Origin of the sequence: Halomonas sp. RT37 (assembly GCF_040070525.1) — a bacterium.
Classification (GTDB): domain Bacteria; phylum Pseudomonadota; class Gammaproteobacteria; order Pseudomonadales; family Halomonadaceae; genus Halomonas; species Halomonas litopenaei.
In genome coordinates this window covers 4,488,084-4,513,483 of sequence record NZ_CP098827.1, presented here as the reverse complement: position 1 = coordinate 4,513,483, position 25,400 = coordinate 4,488,084, and the positions used below count along the sequence as shown (strand labels likewise).

Genomic DNA, 25,400 nt, shown 5'->3' with positions numbered 1-25,400 from the left:
CACCGAGGAGCAAAAGGAGCCGCCATGAACGAGTCCCTGGATCAGGACGTGCTGTCACCGCCTCGCCCGGCGCCGCTCAAGCGCTCGAGCCTTTATGAGGCGGTGGCCGAGCGCCTGCGCGAAATGGTACTGGAAGGAGAGCTGGCCCCCGGCAGCCGGATCGCGGAAAAACCCCTGTGCGAGGCCTTTGGGGTGTCGCCGACGCCACTGCGCCAGGCGCTCAAGGTGCTGGCCAGCGAAGGCCTGGTCGAGATGCTGCCCCATCGTGGGGCCCGGGTGACCAGGGTGGATCGTGACGAGGTACGTGATCTGTTCGAGGTCATGGCGGCACTGGAGTCGCTGGCGGGCAACCTGCTGGCGGTGCGCGCCTCTGATGCCGACATCGCCGAGATCCGCCGACTCCATGACGAGATGATGGGCTATTTCGCGGACAATCAGCGCAAGCGCTACTTTGCCCTCAATCAACGCATTCACCAGCGTCTGGCGGACCTGTCCGGCAATCGGGTGCTGAAAGACCTGGAGCAATCGCTGACGTTGCGTATTACCCGGGCGCGCTACATGGCCAACCTGGACGCCAGCCGCTGGGAGGAGTCCGCTCGCGAGCACAGCTACTTCGTCGAGGCGCTTGAGGCGCGGGACGCCCAGGCGCTGTCCGAGGCCCTGAGCCTGCACATGCGCAAGACCGGCCAGGCCGTGCTGCAGGGGCTGCCCGACAACGCTGGCGACGACTGACCGCGAGCGTTGCCTGGCGCGGGGCTGCAGGTGCTGGCCGCGCCGTCCCCCGAACCCTTTCTGCCGAACCTTTTCTCCCGAACGCTTTCTCCCAAACCTTTGCCCTCGAGCCCCTTTTCCCAGGGCTCTTTTCCCTTCGAGCCTCCCCTCAAGCCCTGCACCAAGGGGCTTGGGCCCACTGCTCCTTGCTACCGGACACTCCCCGCCGTGCACGGCTTGCCACCCATAGTTCGCCACCCATGGTTCGCCACCCACGGCTCGGCGCCCGGAAGATCTCCTGTCGCATGGCCTCCGCATGTCATAAGTCGCTTCTTGCTGAATGTGAAAACAACAACTATCTGATAAATAAAGTTTTTAAAAAAAATAGTATTCAAGATTTGGAATTCTTTAGTGTGTTCGACTAAGGTCAAAGCAGGTGGGCTCGCTTGAGCGTTCCATCACCGATTCCTTACCCAATACCAACAACAAGGATTGCGACATGACGACTCCCTCCCGTCTTTCCCTGCTGGGTGCCGGCGCGCTGGCCCTGGGTCTTTGCACACCGCTGCTGGCCCAGGCAGAAGACCTGCGCTTTGGCGGCAACTTCACCGATGATCACTCCAGCAGTCGCGCCATGGCGCGCTTCGCCGAGACCCTGGCGGAGCAGAGCGATGGCGATCTGACCGCCCAGCTGTTCCCCAACATGCAGCTTGGCGGTGCCGGCGAGAATCTCGATCAGGTCAGTTCCGGCGCCATCATGGGCAGCTGGATCGGCATCTCCTACCTGTCGCGTACCGTGCCGGAACTCGAGGCGCTGAGCCTGCCGTTCGCCTTCGACAGCCGCGAGGACGCCTTTGCGCTGATCGACGGCGAGGTCGGCGAGCTGCTCGACGAGAAACTGGCCGAGGCCGGGTTCGTGGCGCTGGGCTACATGGAACTCGGCTTCCGCCACGTCACCAACGCCGAGCGGCCGCTTGAGTCGATCGAGGACTTTCAGGACCTGAAGATCCGCCTGCAGCCCAACCAGACCCACCTGGACACCTTCCGCGCCATCGGTGCCAATCCGGTGTCGATGGACATCAAGGAGGTCTACGGTGCGCTGCAGCAGGGGGTGCTCGATGGCCAGGAGAACCCCTACAGCATCATCGAGACCAAGCGTCTGGACGAGGTGCAGCCGTACCTGTCCGATACCGGACACTTCTACGACTACATCGTGGTGGTCGCCAATCGCGACAAGTTCGAGGACCTGAGCGACGACCAGCGTGCCACCCTGATGGCGGCCATGGACGAGGCGGTGGCCTGGCAGCGCGAGACCGCGGCGGCCGAGGATACCCAGGCCCGCGATACCCTGATCGAGCGCGGCATGCAGTTCACTCCGATCAGCGACGAGACCCGCGCGGCCCTGCGCGAGGCCAGCCAGAGCGTAGTGGATGATCTGCGCGAAAAGCTCGGCGCTGAGCTGGTCGACAAGGTGCTCGAGGAGCTGGGGGCATGACACGGGCCTGGCAACGCCTGGAGGCCCACGCGGGCCATCCGGTTCGGCGCCATTTCCTGCATCTGCTGGCGTGGCTGGACCGTGGCTCCTACTACGCCATCCTGCTGGCCATGGGCCTGATGACGGTGCTGGTGTGCGCCCAGGTGGTGGCACGCTACCTGCTCGGCACCAGTATCGACTCCGCCGATGAGCTGTCCCGGTTGTGCTTTGTATGGGCGATCTTTCTGGCCATTCCCCACGGTATCAAGAGTGGCATCCACGTCGGTATCGATGCCCTTGTCAGCCACCTGCCCGCCGGCGCCCAGCGCCGGCTGGCCCAGCTGATGGCGGCGTTGGGGGTGGTACTGATGGTGATCCTGGGGGTGGTGGGAACCGGTGCGGTGATCGACAAGTGGCCGCAGCTGATGCCAACCATGCCGATCACCGCGGCGGTGTTCTATATCGCGGTGCTGATCTCGGCGATCCACTGTGCGCTGCATCTGATCGCCCAGTGCCTGGAGCTTGAGCCGCTGCCTTCCGCCCCGGCTGGACCCGACTCAGGCCATGACCGAGGTGAGGAGGTGCGCCCATGACCCTGGCGATTATTCTGAGCTTTGCGGTACTGGCGCTTCTGCGTATGCCGCTGGCCTTTGCCCTGGGCCTTGCCTCGCTGGTGGGGCTGGTCGTCGGCGGCATGGACCTGGCGGTGCTGCCACAGCGCATGATGCACTCGGTGGACAGCTTTCCGCTGATGGCGATTCCGTTGTTCATGCTGGCCGGCGAGTTGATGGTGGCGGCAGGGATCCTTCAGCGCCTGGTCGACTTCGCCAACTCGTTGATCGGCCGCGTCCACGGCGGGCTCGCCCACGTGGCGATCGTCGCCGGCATGGTGCTGGCGGCGGTCAGCGGGGCGGCGGTGGCCAGTGCCAGCGCCCTGGGCAGTTCGCTGGTGCCGTCCATGCGTCAGCAGTACGACACCGGCTACAGCAGCGCGGTGGTCGCCTCGGCGGCCAACCTGGGGGCGATCATCCCGCCCAGCAATGCGATGATCGTCTACGCCTTGATGGCCGGCTCTAGCGTCTCGGTAGGCGGGCTGTTCATGGCGGGTATCGTGCCGGGGCTGGTGCTGGCGCTGGGCTTCATGGGCCTGGCCAGCTTCCTGTCGATGCGCCGTGGCTATCCGCTGGCCGGCGGAGTCATCGGGCTGCGCCACGTGCTGGTGCAGACCTGGCGGGCGCTGCCCATTCTGCTGATGCCGATCGTCGTGGTCGGTGGCATCGTCGCCGGTGCCTTCACCCCGACGGAGGGGGCCGGCATCGCCGTGCTCTACGCGCTGGTGATCGGCTTCTTCGTCACCCGCCAGCTACGCCTGTCGCACCTGCCGCGGGCGATGTTCAACGCCGCGGTCACCGCAGCCATGGTGGGGGCGCTGATCGCCTTCGCCTCGACCATGACCTTTGCCTTCACCATCGATCTGGTGCCGATGCGACTGACCAGCGCCCTGCAGGGACTGACCAGCGACCCGCTGATGTTCCTGCTGCTGGTGATGGGGCTGTTGATCCTGGTCGGCATGTTCGTCGAGTCCAACGCCGCCTACATCATGCTGGTGCCCCTGCTGGCACCGATCGCGCTGTCCTACGGCATCGATCCGCTGCTGTTCGGCTTTCTGTTCGTGATGAACCTGGTGGTGGGCATGATGACGCCGCCGGTGGGGGTGCTGCTGTTCGTGATGTGCGGCATCTCCAATATCAGCCTGAACGAGCTGATGAAGAGCGCCTGGCCCTTCATCGTCTTTCAGTATGTGGTGCTGGTGGCGTGTATCGCCTTCCCCTCGCTGGTCACCTGGCTGCCGCGGGCACTGGGGTACTGAATGATCGAGGTACTGAATGATCGAGGTACTGGCGACTGAAGTACGGCATCGACCGAACGACAAGCTACGAAAGGGCCGAGGTTTCGCATTCGGCGCCTCGGACCGGCCCACCACAAAGAGACTGCCATGAAGCTTCTGGTCATCAATCCCAATATTTCAGACGACGTCAGCGCGCTGATCGAGCGTGAAGCACAGGCAAGCCTGCGCCCGGGCAGCGAACTGAGCGTCGCCACCGCGCCCTTCGGTGTGGCCTATATCGAGACCCGCGCCGAGGCGCTGATCGGCGGCTATGCGACCCTGGGTCTCGCCGCCGAGCGCTACCCCGGCCACGACGCCGTGGTGGTGGCCGCCTTCGGCGATCCCGGTCTGCCCGCGTTGCGCGAGGCCCTGCCGATCCCGGTGGTGGGGCTGACCGAAGCGGCGCTGATGAGCGCCTGTCAGTACGGCGGGCGTTTCTCGATCATCGCCATCTCCCAGCGCATCCAGGCCTGGTACCGCGAAACCGTGGACAGCTACGGCCTGGGCTCGCGGCTGGCCAGTATCCGCGCCCTGGACGAACCCCTTGCGGCCATCGGTAGCGTGCAGCAGGACCAGGGAGGGCGGCTGATCGAGCTGGCCGAACAGGCGGTCAGAGAGGATGGCGCCGACGTGCTGATCCTGGCCGGGGCCCCGCTGGCGGGGTTGGCCCGCCAGGTCGCCGCCGAGCTGCCGGTGCCGGCGCTGGACGGCGTGACCTGCGCCATCACCCAGGCCCAGGCGCTGGTCGATCTCGGCCGCGCCAAGGCCACCGTCGGCAGCTACGCCGCACCCCCCGACAAGCCGCACAAGGGCTTGAGCAGGGATGTGGCAACGCTGATCGGCCGGCGCTGACCCTCCGCCACTGTCACCCTGGCAGGCATCACCACAACAAGTACAACAGCGAGGTATCACCATGCACCTTCAGTTTCCTGCATCTGTTTCCAGATTTGCCCACGGTCGTCGTTCCCTCACAGGACTCGTCGCCGCCACCCTGCTGTGCGGTTCACTCGGTGCCACCGCGAACGCCAGTGACCTGCCAAGTGCCGCACCCAGCGAAGTGGGAGTGGATGCGGCCCCGCTGAGCGAGCTGTCGTCGTGGCTCGACGCCCAGGGCTACGACGTGCGCAGCCTGATGGTGGTCAAGGACGGCCAGGTCATCATGGAACGCTATACCCAGGATCTCGGCAGGCAGCACAACTATGAGCTCTACTCGGTGACCAAGACGGTGACCGCGCTGCTGGCGGGTCTGCTGATCGAGGAGGGCAAGATCACCCTGGACGCCAGTGTGGCCGATGTCATCGCTACCCTGCGCCCCGATCTGGCCGAGTATGTCGCCGACAAGGAGGAGGTCACTCTGGCGCACCTGCTGTCGATGTCCTCTGGGCTTGCTTATGACTTCGATCCGGAAGGTGACCCCATCTACTACGGGGCCGAGGATCGCCTGGCGTTGATCGCCGACACCCCGGTTGCGTGGGAACCCGGCAGCGCTTTCGACTACACCGACGTCAATCCGGTATTCGCCGCCGCCATGCTCGAGGCCGCTGCCGGTGAGCCTCTTGCCGAATACGCCGAGCGGCGGCTGTTCGAGCCCCTTGGTATGGAGAACGCAAGCTGGCAGCGAGCCGATGACAAGGGATTGGTGTCGGCAGGCTGGGGGTTGAGGCTCAGATCCATGGATCTGGCCAAGCTGGGCCAATTGCTGATCGACCAGGGGCGCTTTGATGGCGAGCAGATCGTGCCTGAGGGCTGGATCGCACAGATGACGACTCCTCGCGCCGCGCGAGACTTTGGCTACTACCTGTGGCTTGGCCATATCGTCGATACCACGCCGAGCTTCGACATGATGGGATTCAAGGGCCAGTTCGTGACGGCGCTGCCCGAGCGTGACGCTGTGGTCGTGATGACCGCGATGCTGCCGATCGACGGTGGGCTGCGCCATTCGAAGAACGTGCGCATCTTCCGTAACGTGGTCAATGACTATGTGTTGCCGGCGCTGGACGGTGAAGGCTCCGCCGAAGCCGACGCAGCACTCGAGGACGAGGTGGCGGCGCGTGCCTCGAGTACCCCGACGCCGGGTGTGTTCGTCGACCCGACCGACGAACCGCAGTCCTGAAGGGGATGTCGGGCCCGGGGCAGGCGATATACTCTGGGCCCTTCTCTCCTTCAATTTTCCAGGGTCCATGCCCATGACGTCGACAACCGACGACGCCACCGTCGCTTCACCCTCCGATAGAGGCACGCGTCAGCGAGCGCCTCACCGCCGCCGTATCCAGGCGCCGTCCCTGGCCGATGAAGCCTACGACCTGCTCAAGGGGCTGATCGTCCACGGTGAGCTGGCCCCTGGGGAGCGTCTGCTGGAGCCGGCTCTGTGTCGGCGTCTGGGCATCTCGCGCACGCCCCTGCGCGATGCCTTGAACCAGCTGGCGGGCGAAGGCCTGGTGACCCTGCGGCGCAATCGCAACGCCCTGGTCACCCTGCTTGATGGTGACGAGCTGCGTCATCTGTTCGAGGTCGAGGCCGGGCTCGAGGCCATGGCGGTGGAACTGGCGGCCGGGCGCATGACAGAGACCGAGCTCAAGCGGCTGGCCTCACTGCAGACTCGCCTGGAAAAGCAGCACGCCAAGGGCGATCGCGACGGCTACTTCGCCACCAATACCCGTATCCACGCGCTGCTGGTCGAGGCGGCGCGCAATCCGGTGCTGGTGGAAACCCACCAGCGCCTGCTGGGTCGGTTGGAGCGGGCGCGCTATCTGGCGCTGAATCGCCTCGGCCGCTGGCAGGAGTCCACCGATGAGCATCGCGCCATCCTCGATGCCTTGATCGCCAGGGACGCCGACCTTGCCCGCCGCCACATGCACGAACACGTCATGCACACCGGTGTCGCCATCAGCGCATTGCTGACACGCTGAGTCCTGCGATAGACACGGCGACGGTTGCCTGCTTCTTCTGGTCGCTGAACAGAGATGATCAGGACGAGCCTTGACAGGCCATCCAAACACGACCATATTGCAAACGTTAATGATTCTCATTGTTTTGGGCTATCAGCGTCTGCAGGAGGTCGTCATGTCCTATCGCATCAAGACCGCGCTTCACGGAGCCAACCCGACCCTCGAGATCTTCGACGTCAGCTCGGGCTCCATGCGCATGGCCTGGGAGTACCCGAAGGAGGTGGGCAGTGAAGAGAAGGATCCGGAGCTTGCCTCGCTGCGCCGAGAGGAGGCGATCCACGAGCTGTTTCGGCGGCTGTTTCTGCTGACCACCGAACAGTACCTGAAAGGCGAACTCGGCAGGGACGGAAGCGAGGCGTCAGGGTCACACGGCGGTGGGCACAAGGCGCATTGAATGGGTGGTCTGGCAGGGCTTGCCGTGGCGTAGCCACAGCACCTTGTCGGTCAGGTCCATGACCACGCTGAACAGCGTTTCCATCCGCTCGGCTTCAGCGACGCTCGGGTCGAAGTGGCGACACAGGCTGTCCTCGCCGGGGGTATGATCACCGAGCAGGTCGAATAGCCGCTCGGCGTCGAGGGTGGCGCTCTCGTTGGGGGCTGTGCTCGCTGTACCCCGTTCGTCCGCAGCCAATTCATCCGCACCCGAGTCATCCATACCCAGACCGTCGAGCAGTTGCTCGACCAGCGCGTCGAGGCGACTCAGGCGGGACCAGGAGTCCGGCTTGGGGAAGTCCTCGACCCAGTGGGTGGCGGTGTCACTGACCAGGTGATTGGTATGGGTGACGACCCCGCGAGCCGGGGTGATGGTTCCCGGTTGCCCGGGGTGAACCTCGAGCCCTTCTGCCTGGCCGCTGCCGTCGGCCAGCAGGAAGTGGGCGGGCGCACAGACACCGTCGTGGGCGATTTGCCGGGCGGCGTCGAGGGTCTCGCACTCGAGCATGGCGCGCAGGGCGATATGGATCGGCAGTCCCTCGCCACAGGTCGCCGAGCGGATGGCATTGAGTCCGACTCCCACACCATTGGCGTTGAGCCCTATCTTGCCGACCATGCCGGCCTCGCCCACGCTGATCAACGGCGGTGCGCCGGGAGCCTGGATCTCGAGGATCACCAGATGGTCGAGTTGGTCGGCGCGCCAGTCCCAGTTCTGGGCGAGCCACTGGCGGCCGGCGTGATAGAGCGAAAAGGCCGAGCAGCCACCGCCGGCGCGGGTCAGCGACACCTCGCTGCGACAGTTGAGGGTCAGCACGTCGGCCAGATCACCGCCGATGCCCTGGGCGATGCCGTCGAGCTCCTCGAGGATGGCCGGGTAGCGCCGCTCGATCATCGGCAGGAAGCGTTCGGCGTCGCGTCGCGCCTCGTGCCAGCGCAGGCCCGCCAGGTCATGAAACAGTCGGTCGTAGACGTCGATGCTGGCAAGGATCGCCTCACGGTGCTGGCTGCCGTGGGCACGGCCGATGTCGAGGCGGCTGCCGGAGAGCCTGGTGGGTGTCAACGACGAGCAGGAGGGGGTGGGAGAGGACGTGGAGGGGGTCATGAAGTGCTCCCTGCGATCGAAGCGGCTGGCGCCGGGTCGCTGACATGGGTGGATATCCCCTCAGCGTAGCAGTTCTGCGCTTGGCATGGCGTCGTAGAGGTGGCCATCGAGGTGTCTTGGATGAATTTTAATATATTGATATCGTTCAGTTTTTACACGATTCGCTACCCTTCTCGACAATTCCTGGCGAGACTCCCACAGAGGGTTTCACTTTATTAGTCTGCGAAGTTGTATGCTGCCAGAGAGCCTTACCGGCCATCTCAGGAGACACAACATGAAGACCAGAAACGCGCTGCTCGTATTGGCCCTCTTGGCCCTGCCGCTGTCCGCTCAGGCAGGTGTTGTCGACGGCAAGATTGCCAAGCTGGCTGAGCCGCTGGCCCCTGCAGAAGGGCCCTGCGCCAATCATCACACCACCTACTGCGCGGCTGAACACGCTGGTGCCACGCAGGATGCCGACTTCGACGCCCGCGAGACGGCAAGCCAGGAGCAACAGGGCCACAGCTGAAAGCGATGATGCTGGCGGAACCCTGAACGACGATGCCCCGGCCAACTGGCCGGGGCATCGTCGTCTGGCAGGGGCTCGGGGGGCTGGTCAGGTCTTGTTGGCGGCGTTGTAGACGTTCTCGTCGAGTTCGCCTTCGCTCTTGCCGACCAGGGTGGTGACCATCAGGTCTCCGGCCACGTTGACGCTGGTACGGGCCATGTCGAGGATGCGATCGACGCCGGCGACCACCGCCAGGGCTTCCAGCGGCAGGCCGATCTGGGCCATGACGATGGACAGCATCACCAGGCCGGCGCCCGGGACACCGGCGGTGCCGATGGACGCCAGGGTACCGGTGACGATGATCATGCCGTAGTCGGCCAGGCTCAGGTCGACGCCGATCAACTGGGCGATGAATACCGCCACCACCCCCTGATAGATGGCGGTGCCGTCCATGTTGATGGTGGCGCCCACCGGCAGCACGAAGCCGGCGACACCCTCGGACACGCCGAGGTTCTTCGTCGCGCAGCGCAGCGAGACCGGCAGGGTGCCGGACGAGGACGCCGACGAATAGGCCACCACCAGGGCATCGAGAATGCCCTGCAGGTAGCGCACCGGATTGAGACGACCGAGCAGCGACAGCAGACCGGAGTAGACCACCAGCACGTGGACGACGCTGGCCAGGTAGGCCACGCCGATCACCTTGACCAGGGGCAGCAGCACCTCGGCGCCGTAGCTGCCGGCGACGTGGGCGATCAGACCGAACACGCCGAAGGGCGCCAGCGCCATCACCAGGCTGGTCAGCTTGACCATGGCCTCGGCGAAGCTCTCGAACACCTTGACCACCGGCTCGCCCTTCTCGCCGATCAGGGTCAGCGAGACACCGAGGCCAATGGCGAACACGATGATCTGCAGGATATTGCCGCTGGCCAGGGCGTCCACCGGGTTCTGGGGCACCAGGCCGACCACGATCTGCACTAGGCTTGGGGCTTCCTTGGCCGCGTCTGGGTTGGCCTCGAAGGTCATGTCGAGGCCAACGCCAGGCTGAAACAGCCAGGAGGCGGCCAGGCCGATGGCGATGGCGAAGGCGGTGGTCACCAGATACAGCGCGATGGTCCGCGCGCCGATGCGGCCCATCTTCTGGGGGTCACGCATGGCGGTGATACCGACCACCAGGGTAGAGAACACCAGCGGCACGATCAGCATCTTGATGGCGCTGATGAAGATGTCACCGATGGGCTTGAACACGCTGGCGCTTTCGCCCATCAGGGTGCCGACGAGGACACCCAGGGCGAGGCCGACCAGGATCTTCTGCCATAGCGGGATACGGCGCCACAGGCCGGGGGAACGATCGGGGGTGGACATGGGGAGGCTCCAGAAGGACAGGGTGGATGGCCTGCCGTGCAAGGTGGGAAGACGCGACACCCATCGATAGTCAGCAAAATGTTCTCGTTGGCTGCTATCGAATGGGCGATCGGCACGATGGAGGCGGATTCTACCGAATAATCTGCCTCGGTGTTTTCATCCGTTGCACACCTTCTGGTGCTCAGAGGCCACCTGGGAGCGGCTTCCAGGTGGCCGGGCTGTTGACGACGCTAGCGGTTCAGCCCTGATCCTGCTGTTCCAGGGCGCGCCGCAGCAGCTGGTGGAAGGCCGCCCAGGAGGCCTGGTCGGCCCGAGCCTGGTAGCGATCGCTGCCGAATACCGTGAAGGCGTGGGGAGCACCGGAGTAGACCTGGATCTCGTAGGGGGCGCCAGCCGCCTCCAGCTCCTCGGACAGCGCCGCCACCTGGTCCATGCCGATGGAGGCGTCGGCACCACCGTGGGCGACCAGGATCGGTGGCGTATCGGCGGAGTAGCCCTGGCCTTCCGGTGTGCCGAGGCCGCCGTGGAAGGTAGCGAAACCACGCACACCTTCGTCGGCGTTGGCGCGGGCCATCTCCAGCACCACGGCGCCACCGAAGCAGTAGCCCATCACCACGGTGTCTTCGCCGGCGCCCTGTTCACGGGCCTGGGTCAGCCCCGCTAGGGTCAGCCGGCGCATGCGTTCACGGTCATCGTAGAGCACCGCCATCTCGGCCTTGCGCGCGTCGATCTCCTCGGGGCGGTTGCCGGCGCCGTAGAGGTCCACGGCGAAGGCGTCGTAGCCCGCCTCGGCGAGCATGTCGGCACGCTTTCTTTCATAGTCGGTGAGGCCATCCCAGTCGTGGATGATCAGCACGCTGCCCTTGGAAGAGGACGTGGCGGGGGCGAAATAGCCCTGGAAGGCTTCACCGTCCACCTGGTAGTCAACGTTTTGTCCGGCCATGGCGCCGGCGCTGGCGAGAACAGAGCCGAGACCGATCAGGGCAGGGGCGAGCAGGGCGCAACGAGACATGGTGTGCTCCTTGGCGAGTGAGGGGCGTTGGCCCCGCCAGATGGCAGGGCCTGTGCTGAGTATAGAAGCCTGGCCACAGACGCCAGTCCTGAACCCCGTCTTGTTGCATCCAGCCGGCCTAGCGTTGGCGGCGGGGACTTGAGTTTTCCCCGGCGGCCTTCCAGATTGGGGGTATGAAGATCGAGTGGGCGAGCCGCGGCTGACCGCGCTCGTCTCGGCTTCATCTCAGGACAACCAGAGCGAGACCAACAATCATGAAAAAGCGCGTACTGGCGACCGCCGTGGCTGCAACCACCCTGGCGGTCGGCTCCATGGCCCACGCAGAGGTCAAGATCGGATTTCTCGGCGGCTTCACCGGGGGGATCGAGAGCCTGACGCCGCCGATCTACGACGGCGCCCAGCTGGCGGTTGACCATATCAACAACCAGGGTGGCATCCTCGATGGCCAGGACGTGGTGATGCCGACCGGCGACACCACCTGCGGCGACGCTTCGGCGGCGTCCAACGCGGCTGACCGCATGGTCAACACCGAGCAGGTCACCGCCATCGTTGGCGCGCTGTGTACCGGTGCCACCATCGCCGCGGCCAACAACGCGGCGATTCCGGGTGGCGTGACCATGGTGTCTCCGGCCTCCACGGCGCCGGCGGTCACCGACCTCGACGACAATGACCTGGTGTTCCGCACCGTGCCCTCCGATGCCTTCCAGGGCGAGATGCTGGCCAAGTTGCTGATCGACAAGGGCATCGAGGAAGTCGCCGTCACCTACGTCAACAACGACTACGGACGCGGCCTGTCCGACGCCTTCAGCTCGGCCTTCGAGGACGGCGGCGGCAGCGTGCTGGAAAACCTCGCCCACGAGGACAACCGCGCCGACTACCGCAGCGAACTCGGCACCCTGTCGGCCACCGGCGCCCAGACCCTGGTGGTACTCGCCTACGCCGATACCTCCGGCCAGACGGTGGTGCGCCAGGCCTACGAGAGCGGCATGTTCACCCAGTACGTGGGGGCCGATGGCATGGTCGGCGACAGCCTGGTCGAGGCCATCGGCGCCGACGTGCTCGACGGCATGATCGCCACCCGTCCGGGCAGCCCGGACCTTCCCGGCACCGAGATCTTCACTGAACTTGCCAACAACGCCGACATCGACCCCACCGCCGTATTCGCCGCCCAGGCCTACGATGCGGCCTTCCTGCTGGGGCTGGCCATCCAGCAGAACGGCAGTGCCGAGCGCGAGGGTGTGTCTGAGGCGCTGCGCAGCGTGTCCTCTCCCCCCGGTGAGGTCATCCTGCCCGGTGAGTGGGAGAAGGCGGTGGAGCTGATCGCAGCGGGGACCGAGATCAACTATGAAGGCGCCTCCGGTACCCAGGACTTCGACGACAACGGCGATGTGCCTGGTGTGGTACAGGAAATGGCCGTGGAAAACGGCACTTTTACCGGCAAGGGCTTTGTTGAATAGCCGCCATGACGTAAAGTAAGGCGAGTCGTCGACGGACGACAACGCATCCGGGCGGTCGCCTCCGCCCAATGACCGCGCCAATGCTCGCAACAGAGGCGCTCAAGGAAAGCCCCCGGCCATCTGGCTGGGGGCTTTATCGTTGGTAGGGGCCTGTCATTGGCGTCGAGCTGGCGATGTCGTGCGAGATGGCCAGTGATGGGGCAAGAGGCGTGAGAGGCGGGCCCTGGCGACCCTGGGCCGCCAGGATGAGACCATCAGTGACGACGACCGGCGTCAGGCACTGTCCGCAGTAGCGGTGTCGACGGACACGCCTCAGTCATGGTGCTTGACCTTCTCCGGCAGCAGCCCTTTGGGGGCGACGCGCAGCACCACCGTGATCAACAGCCCGATGACGAATACCCTGGCCTGCAGGGCTCGGCTTTCCAGGTTGCTGGGTAGCTCCCAGCCGAAGCTGGCCTGGCCGAAGTGGGCGATCAACTCCATCACGTAGAGCGCCAGCGGCTCTGACATGATCCAGATGATGTACACCGCCACCGCGCCGAACAGGGTACCGAGATTGTTGCCCGGCCCACCCAGGATGACCATCACCAGCACCAGGAAGGTGTGGTTGAGCGGCAGGTAGCCGTTGGGGTCGAAGATGCTGTTGAAGCTGCCGAGTGCCGCGCCGCCGAGGCCCATCAGCACGCAGCCCAGCACGAAGATCTCGAGCCGGCGGCGATTGATGTCCTTGCCCATGGCGGCAGATGACACCTCGTTGTCGCGAATCGCCCGGATCATGCGGCCCCAGGGGGCGTTGTAGGCTCGGTTGAGCAAAAAGAAGATGCCCAGGATCATCACCGCCGTCACCGACAGATAGAGCGCCCGCGCCAGGGTGAAGCCGACCTCGCCGGGATCGGGTACCGGCCACGGCAGCGGCGACACGGTAGCGGTGCCACGGGTCAGCCAGTCAGAGTTCTTGAGAAAGGCCTTGATGATCTCGGCGATGCCCAGGGTGGCGATGGCCAGATAGTCGCTGCGAAGCCCCAGGCAGACGTGGCCGATAAAGTAGCCGATACCGCCGGCCAGCGCTCCGCCGACCACCCAGCCGACCCACACCGGCAGGCCGAACCCACCGATGAAGCCCATCTGGCTTTCGATGGCGTCGGTGACCTCGCGCAGCTCGCTGATCACCACCATGTAGACGACGAGGCCGATCACCACGGTGATCAGGGTGCGCAGCCAGGACGGCACGCCCAGGCGAGTCATGCGCGACAGCGCGAATACCAGCGCGATACCGACGGCCAGATACCCCAGTACCTTGGCCAGCTCACCGGGCAGCGGGCTATCCCAGAAGGCCGGATTGACCGGCACGCTGAAGGTCATGGCGCAGAAGCCGCCGAGGGCGACGAAGCCCATGACGCCTGCGTTGAACTGGCCGGCGTAGCCCCACTGGATGGTCAGGCCCAGGGCCAGGATGGCGTAGCAGCTGGCTTCCACCAGCATGCGTGTCGAATAGGCCGAACCCATGGCCAGGTAGACCGCGCCGACGGCGACGGCGAGGACCACCAAGAGGCTGAGTTCGCGCACCGGAAAGCGGCTCTGGGGCGCGGTGTTGGCGTCGTCGCGGCGATGAAAGTTGTTGGTCGTCATCAGATCACCTTGCCCTTGAAGATGCCGGTGGGGCGCCACACCAGGATGGCGACGAGGATGAAGAAGGGCACCACGATCTTGTACTCGGTGCCGACGAAGGCCAGGTTACTGGGCAGCGCGAGCCACTCGGGCAGGCTGTCGCTGAAGGGCCGCAGCAGCACCCGCCAGTTGAACACCGCCAGGGTCTCGGCGAAGCCCACCACGAAGCCGCCGGCGATGGCGCCGAAGGGGTGGCCGACACCGCCGACGATGGCGGCGGCGAAGATCGGCAGCAGCAGGTGGAAGCTCAAGTCCGGCTTGAACGTCACGTCCATCGACAGCAGGGTGCCAGCGATGGCGGCCAGGCCACCGACGATCACCCAGGTCACGGCGACGATGGTGTTGGTGTTGATGCCCGACGCCCGGGCCAGGTCCGGGTTGTCGGACATGGCGCGCATGGCCTTGCCGAGCCGGGTACGCGACAGAAACAGCTGCAGCCCGATCACCGCCACCAGGGTCAGCACGAACAGATAGATCTGCGGCTCGGTGATCACCACCGGCACCCGGGCGCCCTCGAAGGGCAGCGCCAGGCGGAAGATCTCCTTGCGGTCATCGACGTACAGGCTCTGGCCGCCGGTGCCCGAGAACAGCCGGATCAGGCCCTGCAGCATCAGGGTCACGCCGAGGGAGCCGATGACCATCACGATCGGCTTGACGCCGTGGGCACGCAGCGGCTTGTAGAAGGCCTTGTCGATGCCCACCGCCAGCGCCGCCGTCAGCACCATGGCCAGCGGCAGCATGACGATGGCGGTGGGCACACCGATGACGTCGCCGGCATGGGGGAACAGCGTCGCCAGCAGCAGCACCATGAAGGCGCCGAAGGTCATCATGTCGGCGTGGGCGAAGTGGGCAAAGCGCATGATGCTGAAGACCAGCGTCACGCCCACCGCGCCGATGGCATAGATCGACCCGGTGACGCTGCCGGCGATCAGCACGTTGTTGATGAAGAACACGAATTCGTTCAAGGCGATATCTCCGCGCTAGGACTCGGCGTCAGCCGCCGAGGAAGCTCTTGGCCACGTCAGGATCGGCAAGCAGCGCCTGCCCCGTGTCGGTGAAGCGGTTCTGGCCGGCGGCCAGCACGAAGCCCTTGTCGGCGATGGCCAGGGCCTGCTTGGCGTTCTGCTCCACCATCAGGATGCCGACGCCGGCGGCGTTGACCTCCTTGACCCGGTCGAAGATCTCGTACATGTACTTGGGCGACAGCCCTGCAGTCGGCTCGTCGAGCAGCAGTAGTTCGGGTTCGGCCATCAGCGCCCGGCCCATGGCCACCATCTGGCGCTGGCCACCGGACAGCTCGCCGGCGGGCTGATGACGCTTTTCGTGAAGGGGCGGGAAGAATTCGTAGACCTTGGACAGCATGCGTTTCACGTTGCCCGGCTTGAGGAAGGCCCCCATCTCGAGGTTTTCCTTGACCGTCAGGCTGGGAAAGACGTTGTGCTCCTGGGGCACGAAGCCCATGCCCAGTTCTACCAGGCGGTTGGTGGGTAGGTTCTGGATCGGTTCACCGCGCAGCAGGATATCGCCCTGGGTCACGTTCAACTGGCCGAAGATGGCCTTGAGCATGGTCGACTTGCCGGCGCCGTTGGGGCCGACGATGACGCCGATCTGGTCGGCCTCGATGGCCATGTCCACCCCGTTGAGGATGTTCATGCCGCCATAGCCGCCGTGCACCTCGCGTGCATCGAGTAGAGGCATAGTCCTGTTCTCTGCATAAGAGCGCCTGTCGCGCCCTGGTTGTTGTTATCGCCGCGCCTGCAACGGGAGGGGCCCCCGGGTGGCGCGGTGTCTGTTGCCGGGCCGCTGTCAGGCCGCGCCGGCGCCGAAATAGGCTTCGATGACCTCGGGGTTGTTCTGGATCTCCTCGATGGAGCCCTCGACCATCACCGAGCCCTGGGCCAGCACGATCACCGGATCGCACAGCCTGGCGATCATGTCCATGTCGTGCTCGATGACCAGGAAGGTGTAGCCGAACTCGCGGTTCATCCGTTCGATATTGCCGATCAGGTCTCCCAGCAGGGTGCGGTTGACCCCGGCGGCGATCTCGTCGAGCAGCACCACCCGAGCGTCGGTCATCATGGTGCGGCCGAGCTCCAGAAGCTTCTTCTGGCCACCGGAGAGGTTGCCTGCCAGCTCGTTGCGCACATGATTGAGGCCGATGAACTCGATCACCTCCTGGGCCCGGCGCTTGACCTCGGCCTCCTGTGCTCGCACCGCCTTCGGCGCGAACCAGGCCTTGGCCAGGGACTCCCCGGGCTGGTCCGGGGGCACCATCATCAGGTTTTCCAGGGCGGTGAGCTGGGAGAACTCGTGGGCGATCTGGAAGGTGCGCAACAGGCCCTTGTGAAACAGCTCGTTGGCCGGACGATTGGTGATGTCCTCGCCGTCCAGCAGGATCTGCCCGGAATCCAGCGGCAGGGCGCCTGCGATGATGTTGAACAGGGTCGACTTGCCCGCACCGTTGGGGCCGATCAGACCGGTGACGGAGCCTTCCTCGACCTGAATCGAACAGTCGTTGATGACGTGAAGGCCGCCGAAGGCCTTGTTGACGTGTCGTACATCGATGATGGCTGACATCTTGGGTCCCGCCGTGTTGTCTATTGTCGTTGTTGCGTTGTTGCGTTGTTGCGTTGGTGTCGTTGCGGTCTTGATTGTCGGGCTTCCCGACGTCCCTCAGCCGCTGGCGGCGTGCTGCTCGGCCATCAGCCGGTAGGCGGCGAAGGCGCCTACCAGTACGCAGGCACCGATGGTCGGCAGCCAGTAGCCCTGGACATAGGGCAGGGCCCGCAGAAAGACGAAGGCGACCCCGGTCGGCGCGATGAAGCGCACCAGAAACCGCCACAGCCTGAGCCAGCTGGAGCGGGTGTGCATTTCCTTCATCGATTCGGACTGGGTCAGCGACCAGCCGGCGAACAGCGCCACCAGCAGGCCGCACAGGGGCAGCGTGATGTGGGTCACCAGTTCCAGCACGGCGAAGGCGCTGCGACCGAACACGTCATGCACGGGGCTGGCCTCGGCCCAGACGTTGAAACTCGCCACCGTGGCGAGCCCCAGCCCCCAGGCCAGCACCGACACCAGGGCTACCGCCAGTACGCGACTGAGGTCGAAGCGCTCGACCAGATAGGCCGCGACCGGCTCGATCAGCGAGATCGCCGAGCTGATCGCGGCCCCCAGTACCAGCACGAAGAAGATGGCGCCGACCAGCGAGCCTGAAGGCATCACCGAGAATGCCAGCGGCAGTGACACGAACATCAGTCCCGGCCCTTCGTCGGCGGCGAGTCCTGCGCCGAACACCAGGGCGAAGATCGCCAGCCCCGCGATTACCGCCACCAGGGTGTCGATCAGGGCGATGGCGAAGGCGGTCAGGGTCAGCGAGGTCTCGCTGGGCATGTAGGCGCCATAGGCCATGATCGCGCCCATCCCCAGACTCAGCGTGAAGAACGACTGCCCCATCGCCTCGAGCCAGCCTTCCAGGCTCAACTCGGACAGCGAGAAGGACAGCATGAAGCGACTGGCTGCCGCCATGTCGCCGCTGGTCGCGGCGTAGAACAGCACCACCAGCAGAATGACCAGCAGGGTCGGCATCAGGATGCGCAGGGCACTCTCCAGTCCACGATGGACACCCCGGGCGACGATGTAGGCGCAGATGGCGAGAAACAGCGTGTGGTAGAGCGTCAGCTTCAGCGGCGATGCGATCAGGTTGGCAAAGTTGTCGGCCAGCATGGCGGCGTCGGCGTCGCGCAGTGACCCGGTCAGCATCTCGCCAAGATAGTGCAGCGCCCAGCCGCTGATCACCGAGTAGAAGCTCAGGATCAGCAGCGCGGACAGGCCACCGAGCCAGCCGATGGTCTCCCAGGCGCGGGAGGTGCGATGACAACGGGTGAGAAAGCGCATGCCCATGATCGGGCAGCGCCGGCTGTTGCGCCCAAGCATGATCTCGGCGATCAGGATCGGGATGCCGACGGCAAAGACGCACAGCACGTAGACCAGCAGAAAGGCGCCACCACCGTGCTCGCCGGCCAGGTAGGGAAAGCGCCAGAGGTTACCCAGGCCCACCGCCGAGCCGACCGCGGCCAGCAGGAAGGTGCCTTTGTGGGTCCAGATGTTATCGCTGCTCATGGGGCTTCCGTCGACATGTCGGCGTCGCGACGCGGTAATGGCTGACCGGGCCGAGGCCCGGTCTGACATGTCAACTTTGCGATACAACCATGGCGCCTGACTAGGGGCGATGCGTTTAGCAGGCGTTGGCGGGACGGGTTTCCGTCACTGGCGGGTTCTGGAACTCGTCGTCAGCTGCTGGTATGGGGAGCCAGGGCGCGGTGATCGTCGCCAAGACGCACGGTATCGCCGATCGACAGGTCGCCGATATTCTTGGTGCGCTCGCCTGTGCGCACGGAGATCAGGGCGACCACGTCGCCGATGCTGGCGGTGTCGTCGTCGACCCTGGCTTCCACCCTGACCCTGACCGAATAGCCATGGTAGCGGCCGGCGATGATACTGCCGACGTGGGCGGTGGGGTATTCGTCGGGCTTGTCGGCGAAGTAGCGCTGAACGCTGTCAGCGCCGGGATCATCCCATTCGACGTGCTTGTGCATTCGCGTATCTCCTTGTTCGCGAAGGATGACGGTGCCCCATTAGCATAGACCGCAACTAGGGCGGTCGCCGTCTTCACCCCTAACGGTTATCAGTCTGCATCAATTGTGGCAGCGCTCGGCCCGGAAAGTTCCTGGATCAGACGGGTGGTGAGATACAGTCGCGGCACAATGCTGTCGAGCTCGATGAATTCCTCGTCGCTGTGGTAGCGCCCCCCGACCAGACCGAGGGACTCCAGCACCGCGGGTTGGCCGGTTTCGGGGTCGTAGGCGTAGCCCGCATCGGTGCCCCCACCGATCTCGGCCAGGGCGAGCGTCTGGTCGAGTTCCTGGCGGTAGATAGACTGGGCGAGGGCCGCCAGTTGCTCGGTGGCCGGATTCGGCGGCAGCGGCGGGCGCCCGCGCTCGAGCCGAAACGCTACCTCGGTGTCCGTGACTCGCTGCTCGGCAATAATCGACTGGGCTTCGGCCATGACGCGCTCGTACTCGGTATGATCGAAGTAGCGCATGTCCCCTTCGGCCCTGGCCGAGTCCGGGATGATATTGCGCTTGGTGCCACCCTCGACAATGGTCCAGTTGAGGGTGGTGCCCTTGTCGCTGTCGCCAAGGTCATCGAGCTGGAGCAACTGGTGGGCCAGCTCCATCACCGCATTGCGGCCTTCCTCGGGGGCGCCGCCGGCGTGGGACGCACGTCCCTCGACCTCGAGAAAGGCGTAGTTGATGCCCTTGGTCACGGTGGTGACCGCTGACTCGCCGGGCTTGCCCAGGGTGGGCTCGAAGGACAGGACCGCGTCCTGTTCGCTGGCCAGTTCGGCGATCAGCTCACGGGATCCAAAGGAGCCTTTTTCCTCGTCGGGGTTGAACACCACGGTCAAAGTTCCCCAGGGCGAGAGCCCGAGGTCAGCGAGCAGGCCCAGGCTATGCAGGATGACCGCGATGCCGCCCTTGGCATCGCCGACGCCGGGGCCATAGGCCCTGGAGGCGTCGCTGGAAAAGGGGCGCTTTGCCACAGTGCCTGAGGAAAAGACGGTGTCGTAGTGGATCATCAGCATGAGATCGGCGTCGCCGCTGCCCTGGTGTCGAGCCACCAGCGTGTTGCCGCCGAAGGCCTCGGCCGGGTGCTGTTCGACCTCGAAGCCGAGTTCGACGAGACGTTCCTGCAATAGCGCCTCGACGCGAGCGAGGTCGTCGACATCGCCGGTACCGGAGTCGAGATTGACCAGCGACTCCAGGGTCTCGAGAAAGGCCGAGCGCTCCTGCTCGGCATTGGCGAGCAGGGTGTCATCGGTGGATGGCGAGGCCAGGGCAAATGCTGGCAGCAGGGACAGTAAGGCGCTGAAGCGTCGGGCGGCCATGGTGAGCCTCCTTGCTGGGTGGTCACCAAAGGATAGTTCAGTCCGGCCAGGGTGCCGTCCTCACCCCAAATACTGATGTCTCCACTTGCAGACGACACTGGCCGCCATCGGGCGCCGGGCATCGATATTGTCTATATGAGCATTGCCGCAAAACGATGATGCCCGCCATGAACAGCCGGGCATCGATATTGTCTATTCCGCAAAACGACGATGCCCGTCATGAAGAGCCGGGCATCGCTAGAGAGGCCGAAAACAACGATGCCCGCCAGGAGGCGGGCATCGATGAAGCGAGAAAACGCAGCGCTTACTTCTTGGTGGCGCGCTTGCGCTCGTTCTCGGTCAGGAACTTCTTGCGCAGACGGATATGGTTCGGGGTGATCTCGACCAGCTCGTCGTCATCGAGGAACTCGATGGCCTGTTCCAGAGTGAAGCGCACCGGCGGGGTCAGCACGATGTTCTCGTCGTTGCCGGAGGCGCGCATGTTGTCGAGCTTCTTGCCCTTGGTGGGGTTGACCACCATGTCGTTGGCGCGGTTGTTGATGCCGACCAGCATGCCTTCGTAGACCTCGGTGCCGTGGTCGATGATCAGCTTGCCGCGCTCCTGCAGGGCGTACAGGGCGTAGGCCAGGGCCTTGCCCGGAACCATCGACACCAGCACGCCGTTGCGACGCTCGATGGAAGCGTCGGGCTTGAGCGGGCCGTAGTGGTCGAAGCGGCTGGTCAGGATGCCGGTACCGGAGGTCAGGGTCAGGAACTGACCACGGAAGCCGATCAGGCCGCGCGCCGGGATGATGAAGTCCAGGCGGACCCGGCCCTTGCCGTCCGGGTTCATGTTCTTGAGCTCGCCCTTGCGATAGCCGAGCTCTTCCATGATGGCGCCCTGGTGCTGCTCTTCGCAGTCGATGATGACTTCTTCGTAGGGCTCCTGCTTCTCACCGTCGATCTCGCGGATGATGACCTCGGGACGACCCACGGCCAGCTCGAAGCCTTCACGACGCATGCTCTCGATCAGCACCGACAGGTGCAGCTCGCCGCGGCCGGAGACGATGAACTTCTCCGGGGACTCGCCCTGCTCGACACGCAGCGCCACGTTGTGGATCAGCTCCTGGTCGAGACGATCGCGAATGTTGCGGCTGGTGACGAACTTGCCGTCCTTGCCGGCAAACGGTGAGTCGTTGACCTGGAAGGTCATGGACACGGTGGGCTCGTCGACGGTCAGTGCCGGCAGTGCCTCGACGGCGGCCGGATCACAGATGGTGTCGGAGATCGCCAGGTCGTCGATGCCGGTGATGCAGACGATGTCCCCGGCGGTGGCCTGCTCGGTCTGTACCCGCTCGAGACCCAGGTGGGTCATGACCTGGCCGACCTTGCCCTTGCGGGTCTGGCCTTCCTTGTTGATGACCACCACCTGCTGGTTGGGCGAGATGGCGCCGCGGGTGATGCGGCCAAGGCCAATGACGCCGACGTAGCTGGAGTAGTCGAGCGCCGAGATCTGCATCTGCAGCGGGCCGTCGAGTTCCACCTTGGGCGGCTCGACGATGTCGACGATGGACTGGAACATCGGCGTCATGTCGTCGGACAGCTGGTCAGGCTCGGGACCGGCGATGCCGTTGAGGGCGGAGCAGTAGATGATCGGGAAGTCGAGCTGCTCGTCGCTGGCGCCGAGGTTGTCGAACAGATCGAAGATCTGGTCGATGACCCAGTCCGGGCGTGCGCCGGGGCGATCGATCTTGTTGACCACCACGATCGGCTTGAGGCCCTGATCGAAGGCCTTCTGGGTGACGAAGCGGGTCTGCGGCATGGGGCCGTCGACGGCGTCGACCAGCAGCAGTACCGAGTCCACCATCGACATCACGCGCTCGACCTCGCCGCCGAAGTCGGCGTGTCCAGGGGTGTCGACGATGTTGATGTGGTAGTCCTGTCCCTCGGGGGAATTCCAGCGGATCGCCGTGTTCTTCGCCAGGATGGTAATACCGCGTTCCTTCTCCTGGTCATTGGAGTCCATGATGCGCTCCTGACCCTCGGCCTTGCGGTCCAGAGTGCCAGACTGACTCAACAGCTTGTCGACCAGGGTGGTTTTGCCGTGGTCGACGTGAGCGATGATGGCGATGTTGCGAAGATTCTCGATCACGACGGGATCCTGCTGGAAAAAGTGGGGCAGCATTATAGGGCCTGGGCGATGACAACGACCAGCCTTGTTGGCGCCAATCTCGGCATCGATCCTCAAGATGCTGAACTATCAAGCACCTGCGAGGCGAAAAAAGTAGGCGAAATCGGCAGAAAGGACGATCTGACGCTCAGGCGCGCTGTACGACCATCTTGGCGCGACAGGCCTTGAGGCGAGTGGCGAGGTCCTCTACCGCGCTCAGGTCCAGCGACGGGTCGAAGCCTCCCAGTCGATCGAACCAGGTGCGTTCGACGCCCAGGGCCCGGGTCGGTGTACGTCGCAGCAGGCTGAGCAGCGATAGCGGACAGGGACGAGCAGGACGCACCACCGGGCGCGAATCATCGCAGGCGGCTGCCATCATTCGCTCGACCCAGTGGGTGTCTAGGGGGCCGAGGCAGAAGCCGAGCATGCGTCCGTTGCTGTGGGAGGCGGCCAGATTGAGGCGCCGCCCCATGGGCGCGGGCCTGCTGCGCACCTGGCGATAGCCGACGACGGCTTGTTCGCCCGGTTCGCCCAGTAGTGGTGGCGCCATATCGCCATCGTCGATGACGAGGATTTCGCCTCTTCCCTGGAAGAGGGCGACCTGCTGGCGAGCTTCCGCGAGCCGGCGAGGCAGTTCCTTGCCGGTAAGTCGGGCATCAATGATCAAGCTGATTTTCACGACGACACTCCGAGGAGGGTGACGCCGGCCGGCAGGGGAGGCGGTCGGAGTCGAACGTAATAAAGTGTATCTTTGCGTTGCGAAAGGTTCCAGCGCCCACTGACACCTCGCGATCGGCCCGGCAGAGTTTATAGATCCTGTCACAAAGGTCCAAAGTGGTGCGTCGCAGTCTTTATTGCACTTTTGTGGTGCATTGGTCGGCAGATCCTGAAGGTGGTGGGCCTTTGTGCCCTAAGCTGGCGCAAAGGGCCTGTTTGGATAAAAAAGATTTGAAACAATGGGTTGGGATTTTTTTGGTCGATGCTGGTGCAATGCTGGCACGCAATCTGCATTGTGGTTGGCAGTGTCATCGTGTCGCGCACGTTGCCATGGGCAGTGTCCCGGGAGCGTGCTACAAAGGATCCCGGTACCCCTTTTGTTCCCTGGATCATCCCCCGTTTCAAACCGGTGACATGGGATTGGCGCCGTTGCGCAACGCTCGAGTCACGAGACAAGTTCCACTCTGGAGGACCACATGTCAGACAAGACCCTCGCCCTGATCAACGAACATGATGTGAAGTGGGTTGACCTGCGCTTCACCGATACCCGCGGTAAAGAGCAGCACGTCACCATTCCGGCCGCCGAGGTCGACGAAGAGTTCTTCGAGAATGGCCAGATGTTCGATGGTTCCTCCATCAACGGCTGGAAGGGCATCAACGAGTCCGACATGATCCTGCGTCCGGAGGACGGCACCGGCTTCCTCGACCCCTTCACCGAAGACGCGACCCTGATCCTGCGTTGCGACATCATCGAGCCGGCCACCATGCAGGGCTACGAGCGTGATCCGCGCTCCATCGCCAAGCGCGCCGAGGCCTACCTGCAGTCCTCTGGCCTGGGCGACACCGCCTTCTTCGGCCCCGAGCCCGAGTTCTTCATCTTCGACGAGGTGCACTGGAAGGCCGATATCGAAGGCGCCATGTACAAGATCAGCTCCGAAGAGGGTGCCTGGTCCACCGACCGCGCCGTCGAAGGTGGCAACCTCGGTCACCGTCCGCGGGTCAAGGGCGGCTACTTCCCGGTTCCGCCGGTGGACAGCTTCCATGACATGCGCGGTGCCATGTGCAACACCCTCGAGGCCATCGGCCAGAAGGTCGAGGTGCACCACCACGAGGTGTCCAACGCCGGCCAGAACGAGATCGGTGTTGCCTTCAACACCCTGGTCAAGAAGGCCGACGAAGTTCAGGAAATGAAGTACGTGATCCACAATGTGGCTCACGCCTACGGCAAGACCGCCACCTTCATGCCCAAGCCGCTGGTCGGCGACAACGGCAGCGGCATGCACGTCCACCAGTCTTTCTGGAAGGACGGCCAGAACCAGTTTGCCGGTGACGAGTACGCCGGTCTGTCTGAAATGGCACTGTTCTACATCGGCGGTATCATTAAGCACGCCCGCGCCCTGAACGCCTTCACCAACGCTTCTACCAACTCCTACAAGCGTCTGGTGCCGGGCTTCGAAGCGCCGGTAATGCTGGCCTACAGCGCCCGTAACCGTTCTGCTTCCATCCGTATCCCGTACACCGCAAGCCCGAAGGGCAAGCGTGTCGAGGCGCGTTTCCCCGACCCGACCGCCAACCCCTACCTGTGCTTCGCGGCGATGCTGATGGCCGGTATCGACGGCATCAAGAACAAGATCCACCCCGGCGACGCCATGGACAAGAACCTCTATGACCTGCCGCCGGAAGAAGGCAAGGCCATCCCGACCGTGGCCGAGAGCCTCGACCAGGCGCTGGCAGCCCTCGACGAGGACCGCAGCTTCCTGACCGAAGGTGGCGTCTTCACCGACGACATGATCGACGCTTACATCGAGCTCAAGAACGAGGATGTCGAGCGTCTGCGCATGGCGACCCACCCGATCGAGTTCGACATGTACTACAGCTGCTGATCGGCATAGCGCCTCGTGCGTTCCGTCGGCCCCGCGATGATCGCGGGGCCGATTTTTTTGCGCGGGCCTTGCGCCTGGGCAAGGGATCCCCTTGGCGCGGGTCGTGGCTGCCGTCATCCTCGTCAGGGGAAGGTCGGCGAGGGCAATCACGATGATGCAGCGG

At 64.5% G+C, this 25,400-nt stretch carries 23 protein-coding genes; 11 read left to right on the top strand and 12 right to left on the bottom strand.

The features are described 5' to 3' along the window. The first annotated feature begins 24 nt into the window (after nt 1–24). The 8 genes from NFG58_RS19680 (at nt 25) to NFG58_RS19645 (ending at nt 7,415) form a co-directional block, all read left to right on the top strand. The gene (locus NFG58_RS19680; protein ID WP_045992404.1) at nt 25–732 is read left to right on the top strand and encodes a GntR family transcriptional regulator; all 708 of its coding nucleotides are present in this window, start codon (nt 25–27) and stop codon (nt 730–732) included. 478 nt (nt 733–1,210) lie between these two features. Then, on the top strand, nt 1,211–2,206 hold the full coding sequence (locus tag NFG58_RS19675) for a TRAP transporter substrate-binding protein (protein WP_052704323.1): 996 nt from the start codon (nt 1,211–1,213) through the stop codon (nt 2,204–2,206). Next, complete coding sequence (locus tag NFG58_RS19670) at nt 2,203–2,778, top strand: TRAP transporter small permease (RefSeq protein WP_052704322.1); 576 nt, start codon at nt 2,203–2,205, stop codon at nt 2,776–2,778. The genes NFG58_RS19675 and NFG58_RS19670 overlap by 4 nt, the downstream gene beginning before the upstream one ends. After that, on the top strand, nt 2,775–4,055 hold the full coding sequence (locus tag NFG58_RS19665; protein WP_108132155.1) for a TRAP transporter large permease: 1,281 nt from the start codon (nt 2,775–2,777) through the stop codon (nt 4,053–4,055). Before NFG58_RS19670 ends, NFG58_RS19665 begins: the two co-directional genes overlap by 4 nt. 126 nt (nt 4,056–4,181) lie before the next feature. Then, nucleotides 4,182–4,925: an aspartate/glutamate racemase family protein gene (locus tag NFG58_RS19660; RefSeq protein ID WP_222516388.1), complete on the top strand. Its 744-nt coding sequence runs from the start codon at nt 4,182–4,184 to the stop codon at nt 4,923–4,925. 61 nt (nt 4,926–4,986) lie between these two features. Continuing rightward, the gene (locus NFG58_RS19655; protein ID WP_222516389.1) at nt 4,987–6,186 is read left to right on the top strand and encodes a serine hydrolase; all 1,200 of its coding nucleotides are present in this window, start codon (nt 4,987–4,989) and stop codon (nt 6,184–6,186) included. Nucleotides 6,187–6,259: 73 nt separating this feature from the next. After that, nucleotides 6,260–6,982, top strand: a complete 723-nt coding sequence (locus NFG58_RS19650) for a GntR family transcriptional regulator (RefSeq protein ID WP_045992401.1) — start codon at nt 6,260–6,262, stop codon at nt 6,980–6,982. Nucleotides 6,983–7,136: 154 nt separating this feature from the next. Then, nucleotides 7,137–7,415, top strand: coding sequence for a hypothetical protein (locus tag NFG58_RS19645; RefSeq protein ID WP_045992400.1), 279 nt, complete (start codon nt 7,137–7,139; stop codon nt 7,413–7,415). Here the strand turns inward: NFG58_RS19645 and NFG58_RS19640 are convergent. After that, nucleotides 7,386–8,555 (bottom strand): C45 family peptidase, encoded by a 1,170-nt coding sequence (locus NFG58_RS19640; protein WP_222516390.1) that lies wholly within the window; start codon nt 8,553–8,555, stop codon nt 7,386–7,388. The two genes, NFG58_RS19645 and NFG58_RS19640, sit on opposite strands and share 30 nt — an antisense overlap. Nucleotides 8,556–8,829: 274 nt before the next feature. Here NFG58_RS19640 and NFG58_RS19635 point away from each other — a divergent pair, with 274 nt between their 5' ends. Then, nucleotides 8,830–9,063 carry a hypothetical protein gene (locus NFG58_RS19635; RefSeq protein ID WP_045992398.1) on the top strand — a complete coding sequence of 78 codons (234 nt, stop codon included), beginning with the start codon at nt 8,830–8,832 and terminating at the stop codon, nt 9,061–9,063. Nucleotides 9,064–9,150: 87 nt separating this feature from the next. On the opposite strand, the gene NFG58_RS19630 is transcribed toward NFG58_RS19635, so the two are convergent. Both NFG58_RS19630 and NFG58_RS19625 read right to left on the bottom strand, forming a co-directional pair. Further along, entirely contained in the window at nt 9,151–10,404 is a 1,254-nt protein-coding gene (locus tag NFG58_RS19630) for a dicarboxylate/amino acid:cation symporter (protein WP_045992397.1), read from the bottom strand. 238 nt (nt 10,405–10,642) lie between these two features. Then, nucleotides 10,643–11,416 (bottom strand): dienelactone hydrolase family protein, encoded by a 774-nt coding sequence (locus NFG58_RS19625; protein WP_108132158.1) that lies wholly within the window; start codon nt 11,414–11,416, stop codon nt 10,643–10,645. Between the two features lie 251 nt (nt 11,417–11,667). Between NFG58_RS19625 and NFG58_RS19620 the strand changes: the two genes are divergently transcribed. Next, nucleotides 11,668–12,873 (top strand): ABC transporter substrate-binding protein, encoded by a 1,206-nt coding sequence (locus NFG58_RS19620; RefSeq protein WP_045992395.1) that lies wholly within the window; start codon nt 11,668–11,670, stop codon nt 12,871–12,873. A 312-nt stretch (nt 12,874–13,185) separates the two neighbouring features. Here NFG58_RS19620 and NFG58_RS19615 read toward each other — a convergent pair whose 3' ends face one another. The 9 genes from NFG58_RS19615 to NFG58_RS19575 all read right to left on the bottom strand — a co-directional run bounded on the left by NFG58_RS19615 (nt 13,186) and on the right by NFG58_RS19575 (nt 23,316). Continuing rightward, on the bottom strand, nt 13,186–14,502 hold the full coding sequence (locus NFG58_RS19615; RefSeq protein WP_108132159.1) for a branched-chain amino acid ABC transporter permease: 1,317 nt from the start codon (nt 14,500–14,502) through the stop codon (nt 13,186–13,188). Further along, nucleotides 14,502–15,506, bottom strand: coding sequence for a branched-chain amino acid ABC transporter permease (locus NFG58_RS19610; RefSeq protein WP_108132160.1), 1,005 nt, complete (start codon nt 15,504–15,506; stop codon nt 14,502–14,504). The genes NFG58_RS19615 and NFG58_RS19610 overlap by 1 nt, the downstream gene beginning before the upstream one ends. Before the next feature lie 28 nt (nt 15,507–15,534). Further along, nucleotides 15,535–16,239 carry an ABC transporter ATP-binding protein gene (locus tag NFG58_RS19605; protein WP_045992392.1) on the bottom strand — a complete coding sequence of 235 codons (705 nt, stop codon included), beginning with the start codon at nt 16,237–16,239 and terminating at the stop codon, nt 15,535–15,537. Between the two features lie 108 nt (nt 16,240–16,347). After that, on the bottom strand, nt 16,348–17,118 hold the full coding sequence (locus tag NFG58_RS19600; protein ID WP_045992391.1) for an ABC transporter ATP-binding protein: 771 nt from the start codon (nt 17,116–17,118) through the stop codon (nt 16,348–16,350). Nucleotides 17,119–17,214: 96 nt separating this feature from the next. After that, nucleotides 17,215–18,660, bottom strand: a complete 1,446-nt coding sequence (locus NFG58_RS19595) for a sodium-dependent transporter (RefSeq protein ID WP_045992390.1) — start codon at nt 18,658–18,660, stop codon at nt 17,215–17,217. A 170-nt stretch (nt 18,661–18,830) separates the two neighbouring features. Continuing rightward, on the bottom strand, nt 18,831–19,136 hold the full coding sequence (locus NFG58_RS19590; protein ID WP_108132161.1) for a hypothetical protein: 306 nt from the start codon (nt 19,134–19,136) through the stop codon (nt 18,831–18,833). An 89-nt stretch (nt 19,137–19,225) separates the two neighbouring features. Then, nucleotides 19,226–20,488 carry a glutamate carboxypeptidase gene (locus tag NFG58_RS19585; protein WP_348827199.1) on the bottom strand — a complete coding sequence of 421 codons (1,263 nt, stop codon included), beginning with the start codon at nt 20,486–20,488 and terminating at the stop codon, nt 19,226–19,228. Between the two features lie 304 nt (nt 20,489–20,792). After that, nucleotides 20,793–22,619: a translational GTPase TypA gene (gene typA, locus NFG58_RS19580; RefSeq protein ID WP_197037093.1), complete on the bottom strand. Its 1,827-nt coding sequence runs from the start codon at nt 22,617–22,619 to the stop codon at nt 20,793–20,795. Nucleotides 22,620–22,785: 166 nt separating this feature from the next. Next, a complete protein-coding gene (locus NFG58_RS19575) occupies nt 22,786–23,316 on the bottom strand; it encodes a glycosyltransferase family A protein (RefSeq protein WP_348827198.1) in 531 nt (176 codons plus the stop codon). 514 nt (nt 23,317–23,830) lie between these two features. Between NFG58_RS19575 and glnA the strand changes: the two genes are divergently transcribed. Continuing rightward, on the top strand, nt 23,831–25,237 hold the full coding sequence (glnA, locus tag NFG58_RS19570) for a glutamate--ammonia ligase (RefSeq protein WP_045992386.1): 1,407 nt from the start codon (nt 23,831–23,833) through the stop codon (nt 25,235–25,237). Nucleotides 25,238–25,400: the final 163 nt, after the last annotated feature.